Source organism: Paenibacillus sp. FSL P4-0081, assembly GCF_000758565.1.
GTDB classification, from domain to species: domain Bacteria; phylum Bacillota; class Bacilli; order Paenibacillales; family Paenibacillaceae; genus Paenibacillus_AQ; species Paenibacillus_AQ phytohabitans.
On the sequence record NZ_CP009280.1, the window covers coordinates 765,922 to 791,235 of the forward strand.

Here is a 25,314-nt window from a genome sequence, read left to right on the forward strand (position 1 = left end):
CATTTCAACCTTGAAATCGGGAGTGAAGCGGTTTGGAGTGGAACAGAATAGCCATAAGAGGCTTGCAGAATGTATACAACGATGAAGCGAAACAGATTGATGAGCAGATTCTAAGATTAGTACAGCAGAGGAAGTCGGTCGCGGAAGGACAAAAGCTGTTTCCGGATCCGGAGATGATACAGCAATGGTCCGATGAACTGGGGCTGGAGCTTTCGGAAATATCGCTTGTACTGGGCAGCTTGAATGAATCGGTGCCCAGACGCCACTTTTGGGAAGAGCCGGGTGAATTGCGCGGAGTGCTTCCGATCATGAAGACAACACGGGATGGGGATTTCGAATATGCTCTCACTCATTCCATGCAGTATGAGAACCTGAGTATTCTCTCGGTCGAGATCAAGTGCCTGACAGCGGCCGTAGAAAGCGTCAGCATCGAAGCCCCTCTTACACTCGCAATTTTGGGAGAGGCTGAATATGAGGTGCAGATGCATGGTGGCCGGGGCGGCGGTGCCCAGGTAGAGATGCGGTTTCTAATTTGGCCCCCGCTGCCGGAAGCGCTGGATTCCATTGAATTCTCACTGGTCCCTGACGGCAGAGGACTTAGACGTCCGCGCCATAAGGAAGTCACTCTGGACAAGCAGATTGATTTCTAAGGAACCTGCACGGTATATTGGGTGTGAAAAGAGGCTGGTCCCTTTGGGGCCAGCCTCTTTATCTAGAGTATATTACAGCTGTTGCTGCTCCGCTGCCATAGCCGCGAACGAGGCCTCTGCTGCCTCCAGCGTAATATCGATGTCGGCGTCCGTATGGGCAGTGGTCAGGAACCACGCTTCATATTTGGAAGGCGCCAGATTAATGCCGCGGTTCAGCATATGGCGGAAGAAGCTGGCGAACATTTCACCGTCGGTATCCTGCGCTTCATCGTAATTGGTAATCGGATGATTGCAGAAATGCGTAGAGAATGCACCGCGTATCCGGTTGATGGTCAGTGGAATGCCGTGCCGTCCGGCAGATTCCTGCAGCCCTTCAGTCAGGCGGATAGCGAGCCGTTCCATCTCGTCATACACACCCTCGGCACTCAGCACCTCAAGGCAGGCAATCCCTGCCGAGATCGAGGCTGGGTTACCAGCCATCGTTCCGGCCTGATATGCCGGACCCAGCGGAGCGACCTGCTCCATGACATGCTTACGTCCGCCGTAAGCGCCGATAGGCAGCCCGCCGCCGATGATTTTGCCCAGTGCAGTCAGATCGGGAATGATATCCTCATGGCCCGCAAGACCTGCATAGGTCTGGGTGGAGCCGTAATGGAAACGGAAAGCGGTGATGACCTCATCATAAATGACAAGCGAGCCGTTCTCATGCGTCAGCTTGCACAGGCCTTCGAGGAAACCGGGATGCGGCATGACCATGCCGAAGTTGCCGACAATCGGCTCGACCATAACGGCAGCCACATCTTCGCCCCACTGCTTAAGCGCCGCGCGTAGCCCGTCCAGATCATTGAAGGGTACAGTGATGACTTCCTGGGCGATGCTGGCCGGAACGCCTGCACTGTCCGGGATGCCCAGCGTAGACGGTCCAGAGCCTGCAGCTACAAGCACCAGGTCGGAGTGACCGTGGTAACAGCCGGCGAACTTGATGATCTTGCTGCGCTTCGTGTAGGCACGGGCCACGCGGATGGTCGTCATAACGGCTTCTGTACCAGAGTTGACGAAACGTACCTTGTCCATGGAGGGGATAGCTTCCTTCAGCATTTTGGCCAGCCTGATTTCAAGCTGGGTTGGCGTGCCATAGAGCAGTCCATTCTGTGCAGCCTCTGTAATGGCAGCGGTGATATGCGGGTGGGCATGTCCGGTAATGATCGGGCCATAGGCGGCCAGATAATCAATATATTCATTGCCGTCCTCGTCCCAGAAGCGGGAGCCTCCGGCGCGTTTCATGAATACGGGAGCGCCGCCGCCTACGGCCTTGAAGGAACGGGAGGGGCTGTTGACGCCTCCGACGATATGCTGCAGAGCTTCCTGGTATAAATGTTCTGATGTGCTGCGGTTCATGGAATAACATCCTTTCGTATGCCGGAGGCGCAAGGGAAAGGGCGAACTGGCGGTGTATCCCGCTGTCCGCCCGCCCCTGTGTGCCAAGCATGGTTATATTGTATTCTAGTTAGACCCCGGTGTAGCGGAAGGGCTGCTGCCCGGGGAAGCCTCTGCCTCAGGAGTCGGAGTAGGATCAGGCGCAGTGACTGTATCCTGCACGAACTGCTTCAGATCTTCATCACTGGTGAAGCCGATGACCTGGGAGCCATCCTTGGTGGTTTTCTCTCTGATCAGCTCCATCGGCGGGATTTGTGCACTGCCGCCCATGGAGCTGTCATAGCCGACGCTCCCCAGCTTCCACATATCACTTAAGGTAAGATTGGTATCAATATAAGGCGTAACCTCTGACAGAATCGTGGGCAGCTTAATAATAGAAGTGGTACTGATCACCTTGTCCGCCACGGCCTTGAGGAATCCGCGCTGACGTTCCGTCCGGGTGAAATCGGAAGTGGCGTCATGGCGGAAGCGCACGTACTGCAGCGCCATATTGCCATCCAGGTGCTGGAAGCCTTTTTTGAGATCAATATCGAACTCAGGCCCGTCCGCCTTGGAAGTATAGTGCATGTCTTTCTCAACCTCATAGTCGACACCGCCAACGGCATCTACAAGCTTCATGAAGCCCTGGAAATCGGTATACACATAATATTGAATCGGGATGCCGAGCAGGTCGCTTACCGTCTGCATCGCCGTATTGGGTCCATAGGTAATTGCAGCATTGATCCGCTGTGTCCCGTGGTCAGGGATAGGGATATAAGTATCGCGAAGAATGGAGAAGACATAGAATTTTTTCTTGACCGGGTCTAATGAGGCAACCAGCATGGTATCCGAACGTGGGACCTCGCCTTTCTTCACTCCGCGCGCATCGACACCCATAAGCAGGATGTTCACAGGCTCTGTACCTTCCCATTCGGGGGGCTGGACAGTTTCCGCCGAGGCTGTTGGCACATTGGCAAACGGAGAATCTTCACCTGTCTTGTGCAGGTTGTCGAGCTGGTTGTAGATTGCGGTGAAATAATAAACCAGACCTCCGATAATTAGAAGGAGTATGATTGCCAGAGTCCAGAGCAACGTCTTCTTTTTTGATTTGCCGGCTTTTGCGTGCCGGTTCTTTCTTGGCGGCATTTCGTTCTTCCTTTCCGGTTCACATTCTCTACATTATAATTTCTTTTGGGAATACACGCAATTTCCGAATCATCAGCCATATCCATAAGGAGTGAACATTAAATGAATATCAAGCTTGGACAAGCGGTTCCGGACTTCACGCTCCCCGCTTCCACAGGGCAGGAAATCAGCTTAAGCCAGTATCGCGGCAGGAAAGTCCTGCTCTACTTCTATCCCAAGAATATGACACCCGCCTGCACGCAGGAAGCCTGCGATTTCCGTGATGCCCATGACAGGGTTACAGCCCATGGAGCGGTCCTGCTGGGAATCAGCTCGGATAATCTGGCCTCACACGGCAAATTTATCGCGAAGAACGGTTTGCCATTCCCTCTGCTGTCCGATGAGGAGCATAAGGTAAGCGAATTATTCGGAGTGTGGCAGCGGAAGAAGCTCTACGGCAAAGAATTTATGGGCATTGTGCGCTCCACCTTCCTGATTGACGAAGAAGGAATTCTGATCGCGGAATGGAGAAAAGTCCGGGTCAAGGGCCATGTGGAGGCCGCATTAGAACAAATCGTGAAATAATTAAGTATGCTAGGAGTTAATTGTATTTGTCTGTTACTTTTTTAACAGCTTTGGTCAGCCTCTCTCATGATATAGTTGCCTCATATTACTTCAAATTTGGAGCAAGGCATGGGGGATGGCATGAAAATACTGCGTATTGGGCTTGACGTCGGATCAACTACGGCCAAATTGGTTGTTATGCAGCGGGATACAATTATTTATCAAGATTATGTGCGTCATTTCAGCGATATAAAAAAAGCGGCGCTATCTCTCTTGTCCGATGTACAGGACCGGTTCCCGGATAGCGAAGCAGCACTCACTGTAAGCGGCTCCTCCGGTTTATCACTATCCAAACTGGGGGAGATTCCGTTTGTCCAGGAGGTCATTGCCTGCACCAAGGCGATCAGCGAACGGATTCCGCAGTGCGATACAGCGATTGAGCTTGGCGGGGAAGATGCCAAGATTATCTATCTCAGCGGCGGCATTGAGCAGCGGATGAATACCGCCTGTGCTGGCGGTACCGGAGCGTTCATCGATCAGATGGCCTCGCTGCTGCAGACCGATCCCGGCGGGCTCAATGAGCTTGCAGTGAAGCATGAACGGATCTATCCAATCGCTTCACGCTGCGGGGTATTTGCCAAGAGTGATGTGCAGCCGCTGCTTAATGAAGGAGCACGCCGCGAGGATGTGGCGGCCTCCATCTTCCAGAGCATTGTGAACCAGACGATCAGCGGACTTGCCTGCGGACGGCCGATCCGCGGCCGTGTGGCTTTTCTGGGCGGACCGCTGACGTTCTTGTCTGCACTCCGCGACCGTTTTGCGGATACGCTGGGACTTAAGGAAGGCGACATACTGTTCCCGGAGCATTCACAATATTTTGTAGCGATCGGTTCGGCGCTTGCGCAGTCGGATCCCCTGTTCCTGCCGCTGTCTAGCTGGATCTCGCGGATTGCTTCCGTGGACTTCTCGCTGGACCGTGCGGAGGATGCCGAGCTGGCACCGCTGTTTGAGACTGCGGATGATCTGGCGCAGTTCAGACTCCGCCACGGCCAAGCGACAGCACCGCGTTCCGAGCTATCCGCCTATCGCGGACCTATTTATCTCGGCATTGATGCCGGCTCTACAACGACAAAGCTGGTGATTACCGGGTCGGCGGATGAGATTCTATACACTTCCTATGGAAGCAATAAAGGCAACCCGCTGCAGTCTGTTACGGATGCGCTGAAGGAAATCTACCGGATTCTGCCGGAGGGCTGCTACATCGCCGGAGCTTATGCTACCGGTTACGGTGAGGGATTGGTCAAGGCCGCACTGCGGACAGACGGCGGCGAAGTGGAGACGGTAGCGCATTATAAAGCGGCCTCCAAATTCATGCCGGAAGTAGACTTTATCCTCGATATCGGCGGCCAGGATATGAAGTGCATCAAGATCCGCGGCGGCGCTATCGACAGCCTGATGCTTAATGAAGCCTGCTCGGCAGGCTGCGGCTCCTTCCTGGAGAGCTTCGCTTCCGCGCTGGAGCTTGGCATTGAGGAGTTCGCCCAATCGGCGCTCGAATCCGTCAAGCCGGTGAATCTCGGTTCCCGCTGCACCGTGTTCATGAATTCCAAGGTGAAGCAGGTACAGAAGGAAGGCGCGTCTCTGGCCGATCTCTCGGCCGGACTTGCCTATTCAGTTATCAAGAATGCCCTGCAAAAGGTAATCAAAATCCGCAATCCTGAGGATTTGGGCCGCAACATTATTGTTCAGGGCGGCACTTTCTACAATGAAGCCGTACTGCGGGCCTTCGAGCAGCTGACCGGGAGAACCGTGGTCAGACCTGATATTGCCGGCGTTATGGGCGCCTACGGCTGTGCGCTGATTGCCAAAGAACAGGCTGGCCCGGAAGGGATTAGCACTATTCTGGGACCCGAAGAGCTGGAGACATTCCAATATTCAGTCTCTCCCGGCCGCTGCAGCCGCTGTGCCAATAACTGCGCGCTGACCATCAGCCGCTTCCCGGACAAGAGCTTCCACGTGACCGGGAACCGCTGCGAGCGCGGGGCAGGCGGCAAGAAAGAGAAGAATACGCTGCCGAATCTGATGCAGTATAAATATGAACGTTTCTTCGACTATGAGGGATTGCCTGAAGAAGCGGCGGTACGGGGCACGGTCGGAATTCCACGGACGATGAATATGTTCGAGAATTATCCGTTCTGGCATACCTTCTTCACCTCTCTGCGCTACCGGACTGTACTGTCGCCGAAGTCCACCAAGAAGCTGTATGAGAGCGGAATGGATACCATTCCGTCGGAATCCATCTGTTATCCGGCCAAAATGGCTCACGGGCATGTGCAGAGTCTGATCGGCAAAGGCGTCGATTTCATCTTCTATCCGGCGGTTGTCTTTGAGAAGAAGGAGGATGAAGCCGCCCAGAATCATTTCAATTGCCCGGTGGTTGCCTCTTATCCAGAGGTAATCCGCAACAATATGGATGGGTTGAAGGAGCAGGGGGTTCCTCTAGTCAGTCCGTTCCTGACCTTCGATGATATTCCGGCGCTGACGCGGGTGCTGGTGAAGACCTTTGCCGATGTTCCCAAGGAGGAGATCGCTGCAGCTGTACAGGCGGGACTTGCGGAAGCCGATCAGGCGAAGAATGATGTGCGTACGAAGGGTGAAGAAACGCTGGTCTTCCTTACGGAGACAGGGACGAAGGGGATTCTGCTCTGCGGACATCCGTACCACGCTGATCCGGAGATCAACCACGGTATTGCCGATATGATCACCGGCATGGGTCTTGCGGTGCTGACCGAGGATTCGGTCTGCCATCTGGACCACAGTGAAGGAGACGTTGGCGTAGTCAACCAATGGACCTACCATGCGCGGATGTACCGTGCGGCCCGGCTGGCTGCGGGAAGAAACGATCTGGAGCTTGTCCAGCTGACTTCCTTTGGCTGCGGTATTGATGCGATCACCTGCGATGCCGTTCAGGAGATTATGGAACGCCACAATAAGGTCTATACGCTGATTAAGATTGATGAGATCAGCAATCTGGGGGCCGCACGTATCCGTCTGCGTTCCCTGCTGGCAGCTATGCGTGAGCGGGAGCAGGGGGATGTGCAGCCTCAGCTGCTGTACAAGACGCAGGCAAATGTGCCGTTCACGAAGGAAATGAAGGAAACCTATACCATTCTGGCTCCGCAGATGTCACCGATCCATTTCGAGCTGTTTGAACGGGTGTTCCAGGATGCAGGCTATCGTCTGAAGATCCTGGAATCAACCGGACCGCAGGAGACCGAGGAAGGTCTAAGGTACGTGAACAATGATGCCTGTTATCCGGCGATTGTAACCATCGGGCAGATGCTGTCCGCGCTGAAGAGCGGGGAATACGATCCGGACCGGACTGCCGTAATCATGTCACAGACCGGCGGCGGCTGCCGGGCGACCAATTACATCTCCCTGCTGCGCAAGGCACTGAAGGATTCGAATCTGGGGCAGATTCCGGTTATTTCACTGAATGCATCCGGCATGGAGAATCAGCCGGGCTTCCGGATCAGCCTGAAGCTGGCGAACCGCCTGATTGCTGCGGCCTGCTACGGTGATCTGATGATGCGTCTTCTGCACCGCTTCAGACCGTATGAGACTGTTCCGGGAAGCGCCGGAGCCTTATTCCGCAGCGGTATGGAGCGCTGCAAAAAAAGCCTGTCGAACTTCTCGTTCCGTGAGTACAAGCGGCTATGCCGTGAGATCGTCGCTGAGTTCTCCCGGCTCGCGGTTAACCCGGCAGTGAAGCCGAAGGTGGGCATTGTCGGTGAAATACTGATCAAATTCCATCCGGACGCCAATAACCGCATTATCGATATGATTGAGGCAGAAGGCGGAGAGGCTGTAATGCCGGATTTCCTGGACTTCATTTTCTATTGTGTCTATAATCCGATCTACAAAGCCGAGCAATTCGGCAAAAGCAAACGGCTGGGATATATTAATCCCATGCTGATCTCGTATCTGGAGATTTACCGCAAGCCGGTCAAAGTGGCGCTGGAGCAAGCGGGACTGGCCAAAGGCCGGGAGAATATTTATGGGCTGGCCGAGAAAGCAAGCCGTCTGGTCTCTGTAGGCAACCAGATGGGCGAAGGCTGGTTCCTGACAGCGGAGATGATGGATCTGCTCGATAATGGCGTGAACAATATCGCCTGTATTCAGCCATTTGCCTGCCTGCCGAATCATATTACCGGCCGGGGCATGATTAAAGGACTGAAGGAGCTGTATCCGGGCGCGAATATCGTTGCCATCGACTATGATGCCGGGGTCAGCGTCGTGAATCAGGCTAACCGGATCAAGCTGATGATGTCAATTGCCAGCGGACTTGCGAGCGGCAAACAACCGTCAGCAGAGGAAATCGCACGGCTGCAGCCTACTTTAACTGGCACTGTGGGCTGCGGGATATAAGCCCAGTGATGCTGTAAAGCCCTGCATATGCCAAAGAGCGGACCGGATTAATCTCCGGCCCGCTCTTTTTAGATTCATCCGCTTTCTGTGGTGGAACTCCCGTAACTCTTCATAAATTCCTGCCCATAATACAACAATTCCCTCCTCCTATCGGCTCAAAACCAGAATTGTTGTATAAAAGGCAGCATTTCACCTTTTTCAAGCAGCTCAGCAGGAATATTCTTGCATTTCATACAACAATCCTCCCGATTACCCCGCAATCCATGAATCAAAGTTGCAAAACGTACAACATTTATGTCTACAGAGCTTCCTAAGAGGTCTCCATTCTGCCGCTAAAGAATCAAGTGTAAGGCATTGAGCATTGACGTATTCCGCCAGTCTGCAGCGACTGACCGTAATTTGAATGGTTGTTGCCTTAAGTGCGGTTAATATAGCTCACTTCTGCAGCTTCTGCTTCACGCACATCGCTTTGTTAAGATGGACGAAATTATGCCGTGTGGCAGGCATCAGCACCAGTCCGGCAAGGGTCTTGCCGCCCCAGTAATCGAGTAGCCACTGCTCGGTTTCCAGGACGGCTTTTTCCTCCAGCACCCTGCTGAACTGCGCCGGAGTGGCTTTGCGCCCGAATTGCCCCGGCTGCACAGCGGAAATGATGGAGCGTGTTCTGATTGCTACAGCACGCCGGTATGCCGCTAATGCCCCGATATTCACCTCTGCACTGAATGCAGCCACTTCCTGATCACTCATTCCATTACCGGAGTGGATGAAAGGGGTCTGCAGGCTCTCTGCATAGTGCTCTGAATGAAGCACCTGCGCACGGTCTGCACCAAGGATGTTCATGGTGATGTCCTCGATCCGCGCGCTGTGCCATATATGCCAGACTATAGAATTACGGCTGCCGGGCGTCTGAACAGGATAGCTGCGCAAAGTAGACTCTAACAGATTGTTCCATAAGGAATCCTCGAAACTAGGCTGTTCCCCGCTGCTTATGTCTGCAGCATACAGGGCTGAATGCAGCCTCAGGAATAAAGCGGCAGCTTCAGCATGCGCTTCAGGCTTTACGATGATCTCCGACAAAAACTTATGCTCCCCGCTCCAGCTCTTACGTTGTTGCTCCAGACTCATTTGTTTTCCCCGCTTTCGTGTAATTCATATTTTGGACCCGGGAAGTCCACAATAAACGCAAACTTTTGCCGGTGGCATCCCGGTAGGAGTGAAAGAATAATTACTTTTTCAGAAAATTTCTGCAAGTTATTGACGAATAAATAGGTAAATAGTAAAATAGTTCGTATGCGAAGTATTATTTCATATTGGGCGATTGGAGGGATTGAGGTTGGAGGAAAAGGAAAAGCAATTGGACGATATTCTGTCCTCTTTCCGCTGCATCAACCATAATTTCCAGCAGCTTTTGTGGAAGGACGCAGAAGAGCTGAAGATTACATCCACCCAGCTAATGGTATTGCGTAAGTTATCGGCACATCCCGATATCGGTATCACTGAGCTTGCAGATCTGCTGCATCTTGGCAACAGCGCGGCAAGCGGAGTGGTAGACCGGATGGTGAAGGCTGGACTGATTACCAGAGAACGCTCGCAGAGCGACAGACGTATATTTAAGCTGGCGATGACCGATAAGGGCAAGGAGATCCGGGAGTTAAGCAAACAGTCTCTGCGCAGGTATCTGCAGCCACTGGCTAATATACCTGCTGAGGATGCCGGAGAATTGCTGCGGTTGCATGGTGAAATCATCAAAATTCTAGAACAAGGGAGAGACAAAAAGAAGCTATGAGTACAATTACTGCAGACACTGCATCGTCTAAAGCGATCCGCAGAGGTCCGATTATCGCAGCGCTCCTGATCGGCGCCTTCGTGGCGCTGCTGAATCAGACACTGATGAATGTGGCGCTGCCCAAAATGATGGAGGACCTGAAGATCGCCGCCAATACGGCGCAATGGTTGACTACAGGGTTCATGCTGGTTAATGGTGTACTGGTGCCAATCAGTGCTTATCTGGTAGAGAAATTTACGACCCGCCAGCTCTTTACGACGGCGATGATGCTATTTTCCATAGGTACACTGGTTTGTGCAATAGGATCAGGCTTTGAAATGATTATGGTCGGCAGAGTTATCCAGGCGGTAGGTGCCGGGATTCTGATGCCGCTGATGAACATTGTGTTCCTGCGCATCTTCCCGATTGAAGAACGCGGCAAGGCCATGGGACTTATGGCGGTTGCGATGATTTTTGCTCCGGCAGTCGGACCTACCTTGTCCGGTTGGGTGGTTCAGAACTACTCCTGGCGCGTGCTGTTCTACATCGTGCTTCCGCTGGCGATCTTCTCGATGCTGCTTGGCATGAAGACGATGCAGAATGTAGGCAAACTGACTTCTCCGAAGCTGGATAAGCCGGGTGTGGTTCTTTCGACCCTGGGCTTTGGCGGCTTGCTGTATGGCTTCAGTGACGCCGGAACGGACGGCTGGGGGAGCACCACAGTTATCCTCTGTCTGATCCTGGGTATTGTCTCCCTGGGGCTGTTCGTATGGCGTGAGCTTACAGCGGATAAGCCGCTGCTTGAATTCCGCATTTTCCGCTACAACATGTATTCACTCACTACGGTAATTAACATTATTGTGACTATGGCTATGTACGCAGGTATGATCCTGCTGCCGATTTATCTGCAGACGATCCGCGGATTTACACCTATGGAATCGGGACTGATGCTGCTGCCGGGTGCGATCCTGATGGGTATTATGTCTCCGATCACCGGAATTATATTTGATAAAATCGGTGCAAGATGGCTGGCGGTTATCGGCCTTGCCATCACAGCTATTACGACCTGGGAATTCAGCCAGATCAGCGACAGCACAACCTATACACATCTGATCCTGACTTATACTGCGCGGATGTTCGGGATGTCCATGCTGATGATGCCAATCGTAACTGCCGGCCTGAATCAGCTGCCGCAGCGTTTGGCTTCGCACGGTACGGCAATGTCCAACACCTTGCGGACCGTAGGCGGTGCACTGGGTATGGCGCTGTTCGTCAGCCTGATGACCAACCGTACGAAGAGCAACATTACCGATGCACTGACAAGCGGTGCGGTATCGCAGACCGATAAGGCGGCGATGCTTAAGCTTACGCAGGAAGCAACGATTAACGGGATTACCCATGCGTTCACTGTAGCTACCTGGGTGACAGTTCTTGCCCTGGTGCTGGCATTGTTCATCAGAAAGACTTCTCCGCAGCCGGATTTCCTGAAGACGGAAGAAGAGGATGCAGTACAGCCGCAGCCTAAAAAGGTGAAATCGCAAAGAGCTTAGTTGTATGAACAGGCTATAATTTCAACAAAGGGACTATCCGCAAAGCCGTACGGTTTTGCCGGGTAGTCCTTTTGTTGTCCGTTTACAGCCTCAGCTAATCCCGGCTCCCTTGCTCCAGCGCTTCAGCTGCGGAAGGGAATACCCCAGCATCTGGCGGGCGGCAGCTTCATCCATCCCTTCCTCCACCAAGTACCCGGCACAGAGATCGGTCATCTCCTGCAGAGTGATATCCGGCTGCTTGAATTCACCATGCTCATAACAGTAGATGCAATACTCCTCCGTTTTGTTGCCTTCCTTGTCGCTGCCCTGCAGCTCAGTTTCGTTAACCGGCATTCCGCAGCTTTGGCAGAACAAGCCCTCCGTTTGTTTCATTGACGCCGTTTCCATATTGCACACTCCTCAGGGTTCTGGTTCAGGCGGTGTTTGCCGCCTCTTCCTGTCCAGTATAAGCCGGCAAACCTGACAGCATAGATTCAGGTTCATGTGCGGGTTATGGAAAAAAGAAATTATTCCCTTCTTTATTCAGCAGGGTGTGCCGGCTGCGGCTGCGGGAGGCTGGAGGCGTATTTGGCAGCAACGCCTCCGGCCAGCTCGCCTATTCTCCGGCGGATATGTTCCGGCTCAAGCACCTCCAGCACGGTTCCGAAGCTTAGCAGGAAGCCGTACAGCCAATCGTTCTCGGGATAACTTACGGTAAGGGTATACCCGCCGCTGCTATCCTGCTGAAGCTCCTCAGAGTCGAAATACTCTTCCGCAAGATGCCTGCCTTCCGGTGCAAATTGCAGCCGGATCGGCTGGATATGCTGCGGTTCTTTCCAGCCGTCCGTCCAGGGCAGCTCCTTCAGCGGAAGATCCTGGCGGGTATAATGCTGCTTCTCCTTCACCAGCGCTTTCATCCGCAGCAGCTTGAAGAGCCGGAAATCCCGGCGTTCTGTGCAGAAGCCGTATAAGTACCAGCTTTGTCCTTTGAGTACAAGGGTGTAGGGTTCAACGGTACGCGTGCTTGCCCGGCCTTCGGCCGAGATATATTCGAAGGAGATGACGGTATTTTCCTCCAGCGCCTCTTTAAGAAGGCTGATCCGCTCCTCCAAAGGGCCCATCAGTCCCCAAGGGGAGAGATCAACGATCATCTGGGTGGTTTTGCTGCGGAAGGCGGCAGTCTGGGAAGGCGGGATCACACTGCTGATTTTCTCCATTAACAGCTGGTGCCCTTCACCGCCATAAGAAGAGACGCTTTGCAGTGCGCCGAAGATATCGGCCAGCTCACGCTCGGATAGAACATTACGGTCCAGCCGGTAGCCTTGCATGAGGCCGATACCGCCCCCGGCCCCCTGATACGTGACGACAGGAATACCTGCGGTATTAATGCTGTCTATATCGCGGTAGATGGTGCGTACGGAGACTTCGAACATATCGGCCAGCTCCTTGGCCTGAATCAGCGGCCGGTTCAGCAGCAGAATGACAATGGAGAGGAGACGGTCTATTTTCACAGAAATGCACCCGCTTTCTTTCAGGTTAATGGTCTAAGCTTAGCAAATTGTCTGAAATAAAGCATTGCTCCAAATTTCATATTATATTATCATCTAATTAGATATTTATATAATTTAATGAGGGGCTAAAGTTATGAGCACAAATGCAGGATCACTTGCGGGACGCAATAAAGGCTATCAAAGGCTGTTTGCAGCCGGGTTAATCAATGGTATCGGCGACCGCTTCAGCAGTATTGCCATGCTGGCCCTGGTTCTTCATTTGACCGGGTCGGGAATGGCCGTAGGGATATCGCTTGGCGTGCGGGTGCTGCCTTATCTGTTCATGGCACCGCTTGGAGGGTTACTGGCTGGCAGACTGCCGCGCACAACAATCATGATGGCTGTGGATTTCCTGCGTGTCCCCGTAGCCTTGTCCTTGCTCTGGGTAGACGGGGAGCATATGCTGTGGCTGGTGTATACCGGCAGCTTTGTGATGGCAGCGGGTGAAGCCATCTATAGTCCGGTGCGCAAATCTTCCATCCCGCTGCTGGCAGCGCCGGAGGATTTGCTGCGGATCAACAGCCTGGAACAGCTTTTGAACGGCTGCGTGCTGATTCTTGGCGCCTTTACAGGAGGGATTGTCTCGCTGTATCTCGGTCCGGACATGGCCTTTGTTATGAATGCTGTGTCGTTCCTGGCGGCCGGACTGCTGATAAGGGGGATTCATTATCCCAAGCAGGCACTTGCCGGAGATGCAGGCCGGGAGTCAACACCGCATGCTGAAGGCAGAAACCATACCTTAGGCTTGTCTGCCAAAGGGACACGGCGGCGGGCGCTGTGCACAGTCCTTGGAGGCAGTCTGGCACTGCAGATTGTGCTCTGCTATGAATTACTGGTGCCGGTAATCAATGGCTGGGACAATGTGCTGATCAGCGTATATGCTGTGCAGGTATTTCATGCGGGAGACAGCGGGGTGGGGGCGTTCTACGCAGCGCTTGGCATCGGGCTCAGCCTGAGTTTCTTTGCCGGGCGTTTATTCCGCAAGAGGCTCTTAGCGGTAGCACTGGGCGGTCTGCTGCTCGAGGGCATTCTGCTCATGATGATTAGCAGCAGCGGTCATTTCGCTGCAGCATTTCTGCTGTACATTCTGCTATCGTTGGCCGGAGGGATCGGCAATGCCTGTCTGGATACGCTGGTGATGAGAGAAACGCCGCCTGCGCTGCAGCCGGCCGTATTCGGCCTGCTGGCGGCAGTAAGCGGAACCTTGCTGGGTCTGTCCATGCTAGGGGCAGGCTGGCTGCTTGATGATGTGGAGCCCAGAATGCTGGGATTCGCGGGCGGGGCGGGTTTTGCTGGGATTGCGCTGCTGCTGGGAGGTTATCACCTGCTGCGCAGCAAATGGAATAAGCGGTACAGGGAGTCCCGGCCTTAATGATCTGAAAGAATCAGCGGCTCTTGGAGGTTTCTTTGACCTTGACCTTTACTTTGGCCTTCGTCTCCAGCGGAGCAGCGGATTTGTGCCGGGACAGCCGGAGAAGGATGACATTCCGGTAACGGTACATCACAATCAGCGCAGCAATGGCTGCTGCGAAGAGGGCAATCCAGAGGGCGTAGGTTTCGATTAAGTGGAAAATGCCCATCCACTGCGGTCCGAAGATTTTGCCGATACCCAGGAATAACAGTACCCAGAACAAGGCGCCGCCATAGGCGTACATTGCGAATTTGCGGAAAGGCAGTGCGATAATACCGGCGAAGTAGCCGGTGAAATGGCGGACGCCCGGAACAAAGTAGCCGATTGAGATCAGCACGCTGCCGTACCGCTCGAACCAGCGCTGGGTCTTTTCCAGCTTGGCCGGAGAGAACATGAACCATTTGCCGTAACGCTGGATGAAGGGCAGCCCGGCCCTAAGTCCAATGAAATAAGTAATGGTCATGCCAACTGTGGTCCCTGCAAAAGCTACGATAACCAGCGTGAAGAAATCCAGCCTCCCGGTATAGGACAGAAACCCGGCGAAGGCCATGGTAGTCTCTCCGGGAAAGGGAAGAGCAATGAATTCCAGCAAAAGCCCAAAGAACAATACGCTATATCCATAGCTGGCGAACAATTCCTGTATCCATTTCAGCATTTCCATACATTCATCACTCTCCGAAGGCGGCGCGCCTGATTCTATTCTGAAGCTTGTCTTCATACAATCTACCAAATGGCGTGAAATCGCCAATAGAATGCTGGAGGTAGAGAAGATGAAGGATAGCCGGGAAAATCCTATCCGCCGGGTTATGATCCGCGGGTTGCTTGTTATGGCAGTGCTTCTAAGTATGTCAGCCCTTGGGGGCAAGGGGCAATCCCCGGCTTCATGGAGGACATTCTCCCTGCAGGCTGAAGCAGGCAGTGCAGCATCTTTACTCTCTAAGAATAATCCTCCGGAAGTCCCGGTGCAAGATTTGCCGCCGGCTGCAGTCAAGAATGCTGAAGCAGAGCCGCTGCAGCCCCACGGTTCAGGGGGTTCAGCTTATGCACTTGCTACCGATCCGCAGGCTTCTACCCTACAGAAAGTATCCGCCGCTGCGGGCACATCTAATCAGGAAGCTAAGCACAGCAAGGCAAGACGGGTCGTCTACCTTACATTCGATGACGGGCCAAGTGCGGTTACTCCCCGGGTGCTCCAGATATTGCAGGAGCAGGGAGTGAAGGCTACCTTCTTCGTGCTGGGGGAGCAAGCTGCCAGCCGCCCCGAGCTGGTCAATGCCATCTGGGAGCAGGGGCATGCCATCGGCAATCATACCTATAACCATAATTATCATGATCTCTATAGCGGATTCACGGAGTTCTGGCGTCAGATCAAACAGACAGAGGAAACGGTCAGAGGCATTACAGGGGTTCGTCCGCAGCTGGTCCGTGCACCGGGAGGCACCTTTGGCCATTTTGACAATACTTATTTTTATCTGCTGAAGCAGGCGGGCTATGAGGTGATGGACTGGACCGTAGACAGCGGAGACTCCAGCCGGCGGGGAGTGCCTGCCGCAGAGATCCTTCAGCATTCGGTTGCTGATCTAGACTCCGGGAGTGTTATCCTGCTGCTGCATGACGGGTCGGGTCATGAGCAGAGTGCCAAGGCCTTGCCGGCCATTATTGAACGCTACAAAGCCGCCGGTTATGAATTCGGCTTACTTAATGCGCAGAGTGAGCCGGTACAGTTCAGAGTGTCGGCTCAGGCAGCGGCACTGCAGCGGGTGAAGCCGTCCAAAGCCTGGATCTCGGCGAATATTGTTCCGAATGCTGAACTGTTTGCACCCGGCAAACCGCTTGCTCTGGAGGTAGGCAGGCTGGAAACCATCCTGAAGCCTGGAGAGTACAACCTTAGAAACGGGCAATATTTCGTGCCTCTCCGTACCGCCGTGGAGCGGCTTGGCGGGCAAGTCGGCTGGGATACGGCTACCCGCAGCGGACAGGTAAGCTGGAATGGGCGGACAGTGACTGTAAATTCAAAGAAACAGCAGATAGAGGTCGTCCAGCCGGACGGAGCGGTGGAGCTTAAGACAGCAGAGATACAGCTCATTGGTTCTTCCTTATGGGTATCCCTGCGGGATTTGCTCGAAGCTACAGGACATCCGCCGCTTGCGGCCAGTGTAAATGTAGAAGAGCGCAGAGTGAAGGCACTTTGAACCGATGTGTCAGCCGTTGATATAAATAGCCGGGAGAGTCGGGGCTAAAAAGAATTCGCTGAATGTCTGGGCACCCTTTTTGATGGAAAGAATAGATAGTAATAGGCTCCCGGAAGCCGAATAGCCAGTGAAATTGCGGGCAGGCTGGGAGCTAGTCTATGACCGAAGGAAGGGTGTCATCCTTGTCCTCTTCATCATTGATAGATCAGATCAAATATGAGCATGGGAAGCGGGATAGTTCCGGGAAATCTGCGGCTGCGTTCCTGTCCCGCCGGCGTGTCCGCAGCACTGTACAGGAGTGGGCGCGGATGCTGCTTTTAACCGCAGCAGTCTTAGGGTTATATCTGTGGCGGGGCGGAGAATCACTGTTGCTGCTTCTGACGGCTGGCGTAATTGTAATGTCCGGCGGGCTGCTTATGCATCTTTGCGGTCCACGGAGGGTAGCCGTTCTCCGCACAATAACTCCCGCACGCCCGTCGGCCGGGGATACCGTTACCGTTAAGGTACAGATCAGCTTTGTCTCCAAGATCCCGCTTCCATGGATAGTTGTTGCCGATTACTGGAGTGAAGGCAGCCATCAGGAGCTGCTGTTTCCCGGATTCCGGCGCTCCTTCACTTATTCGTATGAACTGAAGTCTGTTCCCAGAGGGGTCCACCAGCTTTACGGCTGCGGTGTCACCTGGGGGGATCTGCCTGGTTTGTTCACTGGCGGCTGTCAGCCGGGCGGCAAAGAGAGCTTCAAGGTGCTCCCGAAGGCGCTGTATCTGGCCGGCAGCTTGCCGGATAACCGTGTAATGCCGGGAGACCGGATGCTTCCCGGACGGGGGAAGCAGGGCAGTGCAGAAGCAGCGGATATCCGTGACTATGCCCCCGGTGATCCGCTCAGCCGGATTCACTGGAAGAACAGCGCCCGCAAGGGAACCCTGCAGAGCAGAGTACCTGAACGGGAAGCCGGGCAAATGACCTGTATCGTGCTTGCCAATTCTCCGGAGGATTATGAGGTTCCTTACGGTGCCCTGGTACCTCGCGGGCAGCGCGGAACGGTTATGCCTGCTTTTGAACGGGCGGTGTCGGCGGCAATGGGACTGATGCTCTCTGCCGAACGTTCCAGCAGTTACCTGCAGCTCTTCAGCGGCGGCTGGCCTGAAGGGATGGCCAGATATGAAGGCCTGGGTCAAATCCCCGGCAGGGTACAAGACCTGCTGACGGAAATATCCCCATCCGGCTCACAGAGTCTCAGCCGGCTGCTGGAGGATGCTTCGCGGGGCTGGATTCCCGGCATGACGGTGTCTGTCATTACCGGCCGGCTTGAAGAAGAGTCTGCCCGGACGCTTGCCCGCTTTTTGGTCCAGGGAATTAAGGTCGAGCTGTACTATGTCTGGGATCAGCCCTCTCCGGGGGGAGGACCGGCGGAAGATCCGGTACGGAGTTCAACCGGAACCAAGGAGGCCAGGGAAGGATTCCCTGAGCCTGTAGAGAGTTATCCGGCTGTTAAGTATAGCCCTGGTTCCGGCGGCAAGCAGCGTACATTGGGCACTATAGCCGGAAGTCTGATGCGGCTGGGTGCGCGGATCCATGGTCTGAACGATGTCTCTCCTGCACAAGGGTACAAGGGGGCGGAGTATTATGGATATCCGGGCCAACCGACATCGCATTAGGGTTACTCCAGCAGACTTAGGGGGCCCTGTGAATTCTCCAGGGGGCAGCCGGCAGCCGGAAGCGGAAAGTACGGAGAACAGCTTCGCCGATAAAAGGGAGAGCAGTCCCCTGTATTATCGCGGGCTGTTCTCTTTGGCTATTATGGGGATGTTCACCCTGTGGCTGCTGCCGCTCAAGCGGCTGGCCGCATCGGCGGATACCGCCGAGCTTCTGAAGCTCCTGATGCTCTCGGCTGCCGGACTGCTGTTATGGGGATGTATTCAGCTTCCCCGCCTTCTGCAGGCCTGCGGGCAGTTCCTCCTGATCTTCCTGACCTGGTTCTACCTGTGCGCGGCACAGGAAGGAACTGCCTGGCTGCGGCTCTATGCAGCAGATATGCGTGAGGATGCCCTTCTGCTCCTGTCAGGCCGGATTTCAGCCTTAAGTGAGGACAGCCGGCTGCTGATTCTGGTGCTTGGCTGGGGCCTGTTAGTGTCATCTGTCCAGCAGCTGGCTCTTTACAGGGGAAGTATCACCTTATTTACAGGTGTAACCCTGGTATATCTGCTGGCGTTCGATATGGTCTATGCTGTCGATACGTCCGGTGATGTACTGGTCTCAGCGGGGCTGATTCTCTGGATGCGGTCATTAAGCGGACTGCTCCGTCTGCAGGAGCGGACAGGAAGCCACGCTCTTCCTTACGCCCGCTGGGGAATATGGGCGTTCTCTACAGCGGTGGCCGTGACGGTGGCAGCCTGGATAGGCGGGCAGGGACTCGGTGCCCGGCCAGTGGTTCCCATTACACTGCAGCCGGTTCTAAACAAGCTGGAGAATTGGGCGGAAACGCAAAGGCCCGGAGAATCTGCCGGACCTCAGGCGGCCAGCACCGGTTACAGTGCGGGAGACGGGGAGCTGGGAATGCCCTTGTCGCCCAGCAGAGAGGCCGTCTTTAGCGTAACGGCTGCCCGTCCGTCCTACTGGCGGGGAGAAAGCATAGCTTATTATGACGGCCGCCGCTGGATCAGAAGCGGGGTGTCCTATGAACCGCTTAATTTAACGAGCCTCCCGGTTGCGGAGCCGGAAGCGGCCGGGCCAGCGCCGCTCATTCAGCGGATTCAGTTCGCCAAGCCCTCATCCGGCGGGCTTCCTCTCTTCAGCGCAGGCACGGCAGTCGATGTACAGAATATCCGGCTGGCTGATGGGAGCCAGCTTGGTTATGTCCTTGCGAACGGCGAGAAGAGCAGCTTCCGGCTGCCGGAGGTCTCCGGGTCCGCCAAGTTAACGGAATATACGGTGAAGTCCGTGCTTCCGGAAAGTGATCCGGCTGTGCTGCGCAAGCTGCAGGGGATTGATCCTGAGCGGGTGAGCAGTCTGTATTTGCAGCTCCCCGCAGCCGTGCCGGAGCGGGTGAGGCTTCTGGCAGAGCAGCTTACCGCTGCTGCGGCTAACCGTTATGATGCCGCTGCTGCGGTTGCAGATTATTTGCAAACCGCCTACACCTACACCCTGCAGACCCGAGTGCCGCCGTCCGGTGCCGATTTCGCCGACGATTTCCTCTTCGGGACCCGGCAGGGCTACTGCGTGCATTTCGCCACGGCGATGACGGTCCTGCTGCGCAGCAGCGGCATTCCGGCCCGTTACGTCCAGGGCTACGGCCCGGGGACGCTTGTGGCCGGCTCCATGCCGCAGCGCTACAATGTGACCGGCGGTGATGCCCACGCCTGGGTCGAGGTCTATTTCCCCGGCGCCGGTTGGGTCCCCTTCGACCCCACGCCTGCTGCCTCCGCCGCTGCCGCAGGCGCGGCGGAGACGAATCCGGCGGCTGCCTCCGCGCCGCCAGGAGCCCGCATGTCCGCTGCGCAGCTCGCGGACGCTCTGTCCGCCGCCCTGCCGCAGGCGGGCGGCACAGCTCCGGCGCCGCTTGCCGCAGCGGCGCTGGGGCTGGCCGCCGCCATCCGCTGGCGGCGTTGCCTGGCCCTGCTGCCGGCGGTGCGCCGCGCCGGCAGATTAAGCCGTGAGCGGCAGCTTCGCGCCGCCGCTCTGGCCTGGCACGGGCTGGCGGCGCGGTATGGGCCGCCGCTGCCCGGGGTTACCGCCAGGGAGTACGCAGACTCCCTGGCCATTGAGGACGGGCGGCTGCGCGCCGCCGTCCGGGACTTCGTACGCCAGTGGGAAACCCTGGCGTACAGCGGATGCGCGGGCGGGCTTGCCGCCCGCGCGCAGCCACCGCGCCGGGGCGCAGCCGTCGCGGACCCGCAATCGCCGTGCCGCGGCGCAGCCGTCGCGAACCCGCATCCCCTGCGCTCCAGCGCAGCCGTGCCGCTCCCGCAGCCCTTGCGCTCCAGCGCAGCCGGCGCGGACCCGCAATCCCCGCGCCCCGGCGCCTCCGTCGCGGACTCGCATCCCCTGCGCTCCAGCGCAGCCGTCGCGGACCCGCAATCCCCGCACCCCGGCGCCTCCGTCGCGGACCCGCATCCCCCGCGCTCCGGCGCAGCCGTACCGCTCCCGCAGCCCTTGCGCTCCAGTGCTCCTGCCAAGGATGCGGAAGCCAATGACGCTGCCGCGTTTATTGCCAGATGTTTGACGATTACATTCCGTCTGACCCGATAAGATGAAAAGGCGTTCACTGCTAATGCAGCGAGCGCCTTTTCATTTACATCAATATTTAAGCTGAACTTGGATGCCAACTGAAATCCTGCACGAAATACAACAATCTCCTCATAATAACGAGCCAAATCAGAAATTGTTGTATAAAAAGCAGCTTTTCCCCATAATCAGGCAGCTAAGCGCATCAATTCCTGCATTTCATACAACAATTGTTACGAATCCCCCAGTATTCATGAATCCATGTTGTAATACTTACAACATTTAGGCCTTTCTTTACAGGTGAACTTAAGTGAGCCCGCTTTGCTGCTGTGCGGCGCCCCGGAGAGTACAGCGTGACCCTTGGAGGGCTGCAAAAGTATAGCTCTGGCGTATTAGTTGGTTTTCCGGCGTATTAGTTAGTTCATAGTAACTTCCCCGGTGTCGCCCGCCGGCTAGCCCTCTGTTCTGTCCAGCATATGACGGCATTCCTGAAAGAGGAAATCACTTGTTAGCAGCGGTAGCGTCACACTTTTCCCCAGCATGCAAACGTGGAAGCGGATACGCATTCCAAGATCTGGATACTGTCTTTACAGGCTCCCCTAAATCGCCCCAGACCCCGTCACATATGGGAGAAATCCCCGAAGACAAGACGTCTCCTTTCCTTGACGCTGAGAATTAACCATGAGTATAATGAATCCAATAATCAAGGGAGGCAAGTAATGAACAAGCCAAATGAAATTATCGTTGTTCTGGATTTCGGGGGACAGTATAACCAGCTTATCGCGCGCAGAATTCGGGACCTGGGGGTATACAGCGAGCTTCTGCCGTACAATACACCAATGGAGAAGATAAAGGCACTGTCGCCAAAAGGGATTGTTTTCTCAGGCGGGCCAAGCAGTGTGTACGCTGAGGATGCACCACATGTAGATCCGGCGATTTATGAACTCGGACTTCCGATCTTCGGAATCTGTTACGGGATGCAACTGATGGCCCAGCAGCAGGGCGGCAAGGTAGAACGCGCATCCAAGCGGGAATACGGCAAAGCGGATGTGGAATTCTCGCCAGGGTCTGTGCTTGCAGCAGGTCTTGAGAGCAATCAGACCGTATGGATGAGCCACGGTGACCATGTTGTGGAGCTTCCGGAAGGCTTTAAGCTGGACGCCGGGACAGAGAGTGCTCCAATCGCAGCTATGAGCAATGATGCACGCAAATTCTTCGCCGTACAGTTCCACCCTGAGGTGCGCCACTCTGTGAACGGGAATGAGATGATTTCGAACTTCCTGTATGAGGTCTGCGGCTGCGAGGGCAAATGGACGATGGAGTCGTTTATTGACGATGCCATTAAGGATATCCGGGACAAAGTCGGCGACAAAAAAGTGCTCTGCGCACTCAGCGGCGGTGTAGATTCCTCTGTTGTGGCTATGCTGATTCACCGTGCCATCGGCGACCAGCTGACTTGTATGTTCATTGACCACGGCCTTCTGCGCAAAGGTGAAGCGGAGAGCGTTATGGAGACTTTTGTCGGCAAATTCGATATCCATGTGGTCAAAATCGACGCCCGTGACCGCTTCCTCGGCAAGCTGGCCGGTGTTTCCGATCCCGAACAGAAACGTAAGATCATCGGCAATGAATTCATTTATTGCTTCGACGAAGAATCGGCCAAGCTGGGTGATTTCGCGTTCCTGGCACAAGGCACACTGTATACAGATATCGTGGAGAGCGGTACAGCAACGGCTCAGACCATTAAGTCCCACCATAATGTAGGCGGGCTGCCTGAAGATATGAAATTCAGTCTGATCGAGCCGCTGAACACCCTGTTCAAGGATGAGGTCCGCAAGCTGGGTGAGGAGCTCGGAATGCCGCATGCCATCGTCTGGCGTCAGCCTTTCCCGGGTCCGGGTCTGGCCATCCGTGTTCTGGGTGAAGTAACCGAAGAGAAGCTGACTATTGTTCGTGATTCGGACTTTATCCTGCGTGAAGAGATTGCCAAAGCCGGTCTCGACCGTGAAATCTGGCAGTATTTCACTGCATTGCCTAACATGAAGAGTGTTGGCGTTATGGGCGACGAGCGTACGTATTCCTATACCGTAGGTATCCGCGCTGTAACTTCCGTAGATGGAATGACCGCAGACTGGGCGCGTATTCCGTGGGATATTCTGGAGAAAATCTCCGTCCGCATCGTCAACGAAGTGGATAACGTCAACCGTATCGTGTACGACATTACTTCGAAGCCGCCTGCAACGATTGAGTGGGAATAGGCCTCATCAACAGCTGACTATCAAATTCCGGAGCCGGAACGCCTTCACTGGCGTTTCCGGCTTTTTTGCTGATATAAGGGCAAGCCGTTTCTATTTGAGAATCTTCTCTTTTCTGTCCTGCATACAAACGGAAGGACAGTCAAATGCTATACACAGAAAATGATGCCACCCGGCTATCCCGCTTAGCGCTCCATCATACGTGTATAAACTGACTTAAGTACAGTACCGTCCGCGTTTATACCGCGATGTTTGGCGGATCATCCCTGTACCAAGCGAAATTTGTCATGAAAATGTTCGATTTACGAACAATTGTATAAACCTTACGCTTAATGTTCGTATTTACCATTGACAACTCATGTCATATACACCTAAAATGATAAAGCGCTACAGCAAATACATATTCGTATAATTCCGGGGATTGGCCTGGAAGTCTCTACGAGGTCACCGTAATGACCTGGCTACGATTAAGAAGAGCAGCTTACCTGGAATTCCGGTTAACACCGGATATGCCGGGCAAGAATCTCTTTTTTCGGGCCGGTGTCTTCCCAGATGCCGGCTTTTCTGTTGCTGTGATGGCATAACATACACCTTAGGGGGAGAACAATTTGAATCGCTTTTTCAAGTTGAAAGAGAACGGCACCACAGTACGCACAGAGATCATGGCCGGTTTGACCACGTTTATGGCAATGGCTTATATCCTATCGGTTAATCCCAATACCCTGACTGCCTTTGGCCGCATTGATATGGGCTGGTATTCCGTATTCCTGGCTACAGCACTTGCAGCAGGTATTTTCACAATTGCCATGGGATTATTCATTAATTTCCCGGTAGCTCTGGCACCTGGTATGGGCCTTAATGCATATTTTGCTTCCGTAGTGTTGTCTTCGGCAACCACCGAACATGAGTTTACCTGGCAAATGGGTCTTACTGCGGTATTTATCTCCGGTATCATCTTCATCCTGCTGACCGTTACCCGGGTCCGGCAAATATTGCTTACCGCAATTCCTGACAGCCTGAAGCATGCCATCACGGTCGGTATCGGGATGTTCATCACCATTATCGGCCTGAAGAATAGCGGATTGATGACGATCGGCGTTGAAGCCGGTAATGACATTGCCGCTAATAAATTCACGGATGTTCTTTCCTTCGAAACTGTAATTCATATGGGCAGCCTGGAGAACACCGATGTTCAGCTCGTAATTATCGGCCTGCTGCTGATTTCCATCCTGATGGTGCTGCGCGTACGCGGCGCAATCCTGTTCGGTATTCTGGGTACTACGCTGGCTGCGATCCTGATGGGCGCTGTAGATTTTGGTTCCATTAATGATTCACAAGCCCATTGGATTCCGGACTTCACGCAACTCAACTTCTGGGAATTTGACTGGGAAGGCATCATGCACACCGGTATCGTTTCCGCAATTGCTACCTTTACCTTTGTAGAATTGTTTGATACCTTCGGTACACTTGTAGGTACTGCCGAACGTGCAGGAATCATGAAGGATGCTGAAGAAGGCAAAAGACGTGTTGGTAACGCCATGTTTGTAGATGCAGTAGCCGTTGCCGGTGGTGCGATGCTGGGTACTTCCACAACCACTGCTTATGTTGAGAGTGCTGCCGGTGTAGCTGAAGGCGGACGTACGGGTCTGACTGCAGTAACTACAGGTGTGTGCTTCCTGCTCGCATTGTTCCTGGCTCCGGTTGTAGCGCTTATTCCCGGCCCTGCAACAGCCGCTGCACTGATTATTGTCGGTGTCCTGATGGCCCAATCCATCCGCGACATTGATTTCCAGGACATGGTCCTGGCGATCCCGGCCTTCCTTACCTTTGTTATTATGCCTTTCACTTACAACATCGCTAACGGTATTTCGTTCGGGATTGTCACTTATGTTATTCTGGCTTGCGTAGCGAATCTGGCCGGCAAGAAGAAATATGATATCCACTGGATGATGTGGGTACTGGCTGTTCTGATTATTCTGCGTTATGTTCTGATCGGCAGCCAAGGCTAAGAGAGAACGACATCCGTCTTTAAGTACACGGTTCCTTCATTAATATGAAGGGGCCGTTTTTTTTATAAAAATATAAGAATTTATTTGCTTCACGCTATCAATTATCCTTCTATTTCTCGCTGAAACGGTACCGTCCTTATAGAAGGACGGCAAAGCCGTTTCTACTTGTTATAGAAATGTTCGGTTTCACTGGAGA

The 25,314-nt window shown here is 54.3% G+C and carries 17 protein-coding genes and 1 riboswitch; of the genes, 11 read left to right on the top strand and 6 right to left on the bottom strand.

What is annotated here, in order from left to right; all coding sequences use genetic code 11:
* Positions 1–32: 32 nt before the first annotated feature.
* Positions 33–650, top strand: a complete 618-nt coding sequence (locus P40081_RS03450; RefSeq protein ID WP_042133352.1) for a hypothetical protein — start codon at positions 33–35, stop codon at positions 648–650.
* Between the two features lie 72 nt (positions 651–722).
* Here the strand turns inward: P40081_RS03450 and P40081_RS03455 are convergent, their stop codons facing one another.
* The gene (locus P40081_RS03455; RefSeq protein WP_042133354.1) at positions 723–2,048 is read right to left on the bottom strand and encodes a glutamate-1-semialdehyde 2,1-aminomutase; all 1,326 of its coding nucleotides are present in this window, start codon (positions 2,046–2,048) and stop codon (positions 723–725) included.
* A gap of 105 nt (positions 2,049–2,153) precedes the next feature.
* Positions 2,154–3,212 carry an LCP family protein gene (locus P40081_RS03460; RefSeq protein WP_042133356.1) on the bottom strand — a complete coding sequence of 353 codons (1,059 nt, stop codon included), beginning with the start codon at positions 3,210–3,212 and terminating at the stop codon, positions 2,154–2,156.
* Positions 3,213–3,314: 102 nt separating this feature from the next.
* On the opposite strand from P40081_RS03460, the gene bcp reads away from it, so the two are divergent.
* The gene (gene bcp / locus P40081_RS03465; protein WP_042133357.1) at positions 3,315–3,776 is read left to right on the top strand and encodes a thioredoxin-dependent thiol peroxidase; all 462 of its coding nucleotides are present in this window, start codon (positions 3,315–3,317) and stop codon (positions 3,774–3,776) included.
* Positions 3,777–3,896: 120 nt separating this feature from the next.
* Positions 3,897–8,183, top strand: a complete 4,287-nt coding sequence (locus P40081_RS03470; protein ID WP_052422167.1) for a 2-hydroxyacyl-CoA dehydratase — start codon at positions 3,897–3,899, stop codon at positions 8,181–8,183.
* A 435-nt stretch (positions 8,184–8,618) separates the two neighbouring features.
* Here the strand turns inward: P40081_RS03470 and P40081_RS03475 are convergent, their stop codons facing one another.
* Complete coding sequence (locus P40081_RS03475) at positions 8,619–9,308, bottom strand: hypothetical protein (RefSeq protein WP_042133358.1); 690 nt, start codon at positions 9,306–9,308, stop codon at positions 8,619–8,621.
* Positions 9,309–9,516: 208 nt separating this feature from the next.
* Here P40081_RS03475 and P40081_RS03480 point away from each other — a divergent pair, with 208 nt between their 5' ends.
* Both P40081_RS03480 and P40081_RS03485 read left to right on the top strand, forming a co-directional pair.
* Complete coding sequence (locus P40081_RS03480; RefSeq protein WP_039310060.1) at positions 9,517–9,969, top strand: MarR family winged helix-turn-helix transcriptional regulator; 453 nt, start codon at positions 9,517–9,519, stop codon at positions 9,967–9,969.
* On the top strand, positions 9,966–11,498 hold the full coding sequence (locus P40081_RS03485; RefSeq protein WP_042133359.1) for a DHA2 family efflux MFS transporter permease subunit: 1,533 nt from the start codon (positions 9,966–9,968) through the stop codon (positions 11,496–11,498). The genes P40081_RS03480 and P40081_RS03485 overlap by 4 nt, the downstream gene beginning before the upstream one ends.
* Before the next feature lie 90 nt (positions 11,499–11,588).
* Here P40081_RS03485 and P40081_RS03490 read toward each other — a convergent pair whose 3' ends face one another.
* On the bottom strand, positions 11,589–11,885 hold the full coding sequence (locus P40081_RS03490) for a zinc ribbon domain-containing protein (protein WP_063779776.1): 297 nt from the start codon (positions 11,883–11,885) through the stop codon (positions 11,589–11,591).
* A gap of 131 nt (positions 11,886–12,016) precedes the next feature.
* Positions 12,017–12,988 carry a helix-turn-helix transcriptional regulator gene (locus P40081_RS03495; protein WP_042133361.1) on the bottom strand — a complete coding sequence of 324 codons (972 nt, stop codon included), beginning with the start codon at positions 12,986–12,988 and terminating at the stop codon, positions 12,017–12,019.
* Between the two features lie 133 nt (positions 12,989–13,121).
* Between P40081_RS03495 and P40081_RS03500 the strand changes: the two genes are divergently transcribed.
* Positions 13,122–14,399 carry an MFS transporter gene (locus P40081_RS03500; RefSeq protein ID WP_042133363.1) on the top strand — a complete coding sequence of 426 codons (1,278 nt, stop codon included), beginning with the start codon at positions 13,122–13,124 and terminating at the stop codon, positions 14,397–14,399.
* Between the two features lie 13 nt (positions 14,400–14,412).
* On the opposite strand, the gene P40081_RS03505 is transcribed toward P40081_RS03500, so the two are convergent.
* On the bottom strand, positions 14,413–15,099 hold the full coding sequence (locus tag P40081_RS03505; protein WP_042133365.1) for a DedA family protein: 687 nt from the start codon (positions 15,097–15,099) through the stop codon (positions 14,413–14,415).
* Between the two features lie 109 nt (positions 15,100–15,208).
* Between P40081_RS03505 and P40081_RS03510 the strand changes: the two genes are divergently transcribed.
* The 5 genes from P40081_RS03510 (at position 15,209) to P40081_RS03530 (ending at position 25,118) form a co-directional block, all read left to right on the top strand.
* A complete protein-coding gene (locus P40081_RS03510) occupies positions 15,209–16,630 on the top strand; it encodes a polysaccharide deacetylase family protein (RefSeq protein WP_042133366.1) in 1,422 nt (473 codons plus the stop codon).
* A gap of 158 nt (positions 16,631–16,788) precedes the next feature.
* A complete protein-coding gene (locus tag P40081_RS03515; RefSeq protein WP_081969807.1) occupies positions 16,789–18,288 on the top strand; it encodes a DUF58 domain-containing protein in 1,500 nt (499 codons plus the stop codon).
* 28 nt (positions 18,289–18,316) lie between these two features.
* Complete coding sequence (locus P40081_RS03520) at positions 18,317–20,878, top strand: DUF4129 domain-containing transglutaminase family protein (RefSeq protein ID WP_042133370.1); 2,562 nt, start codon at positions 18,317–18,319, stop codon at positions 20,876–20,878.
* Positions 20,879–21,573: 695 nt separating this feature from the next.
* Entirely contained in the window at positions 21,574–23,112 is a 1,539-nt protein-coding gene (gene guaA, locus P40081_RS03525; RefSeq protein WP_039309743.1) for a glutamine-hydrolyzing GMP synthase, read from the top strand.
* 381 nt (positions 23,113–23,493) lie between these two features.
* Positions 23,494–23,593: riboswitch (purine riboswitch) on the top strand.
* A 124-nt stretch (positions 23,594–23,717) separates the two neighbouring features.
* The gene (locus P40081_RS03530; protein ID WP_042133371.1) at positions 23,718–25,118 is read left to right on the top strand and encodes an NCS2 family permease; all 1,401 of its coding nucleotides are present in this window, start codon (positions 23,718–23,720) and stop codon (positions 25,116–25,118) included.
* Positions 25,119–25,314: the final 196 nt, after the last annotated feature.

Excerpts from the sequence above, each read along its gene's own strand:
- P40081_RS03470 (WP_052422167.1), top strand. The coding sequence starts at position 3,897 with ATGAAAATACTGCGTATTGGGCTTGACGTCGGATCAACTACGGCCAAA.
- P40081_RS03490 (WP_063779776.1), bottom strand. The coding sequence starts at position 11,885 with ATGGAAACGGCGTCAATGAAACAAACGGAGGGCTTGTTCTGCCAAAGC.
- P40081_RS03460 (WP_042133356.1), bottom strand. The coding sequence starts at position 3,212 with ATGCCGCCAAGAAAGAACCGGCACGCAAAAGCCGGCAAATCAAAAAAG.
- P40081_RS03455 (WP_042133354.1), bottom strand. The coding sequence starts at position 2,048 with ATGAACCGCAGCACATCAGAACATTTATACCAGGAAGCTCTGCAGCAT.
- bcp (WP_042133357.1), top strand. The coding sequence starts at position 3,315 with ATGAATATCAAGCTTGGACAAGCGGTTCCGGACTTCACGCTCCCCGCT.
- P40081_RS03475 (WP_042133358.1), bottom strand. The coding sequence starts at position 9,308 with ATGAGTCTGGAGCAACAACGTAAGAGCTGGAGCGGGGAGCATAAGTTT.
- P40081_RS03510 (WP_042133366.1), top strand. The coding sequence starts at position 15,209 with ATGAAGGATAGCCGGGAAAATCCTATCCGCCGGGTTATGATCCGCGGG.
- P40081_RS03505 (WP_042133365.1), bottom strand. The coding sequence starts at position 15,099 with ATGGAAATGCTGAAATGGATACAGGAATTGTTCGCCAGCTATGGATAT.
- P40081_RS03515 (WP_081969807.1), top strand. The coding sequence starts at position 16,789 with ATGACCGAAGGAAGGGTGTCATCCTTGTCCTCTTCATCATTGATAGAT.
- P40081_RS03485 (WP_042133359.1), top strand. The coding sequence starts at position 9,966 with ATGAGTACAATTACTGCAGACACTGCATCGTCTAAAGCGATCCGCAGA.
- P40081_RS03500 (WP_042133363.1), top strand. The coding sequence starts at position 13,122 with ATGAGCACAAATGCAGGATCACTTGCGGGACGCAATAAAGGCTATCAA.
- guaA (WP_039309743.1), top strand. The coding sequence starts at position 21,574 with ATGAACAAGCCAAATGAAATTATCGTTGTTCTGGATTTCGGGGGACAG.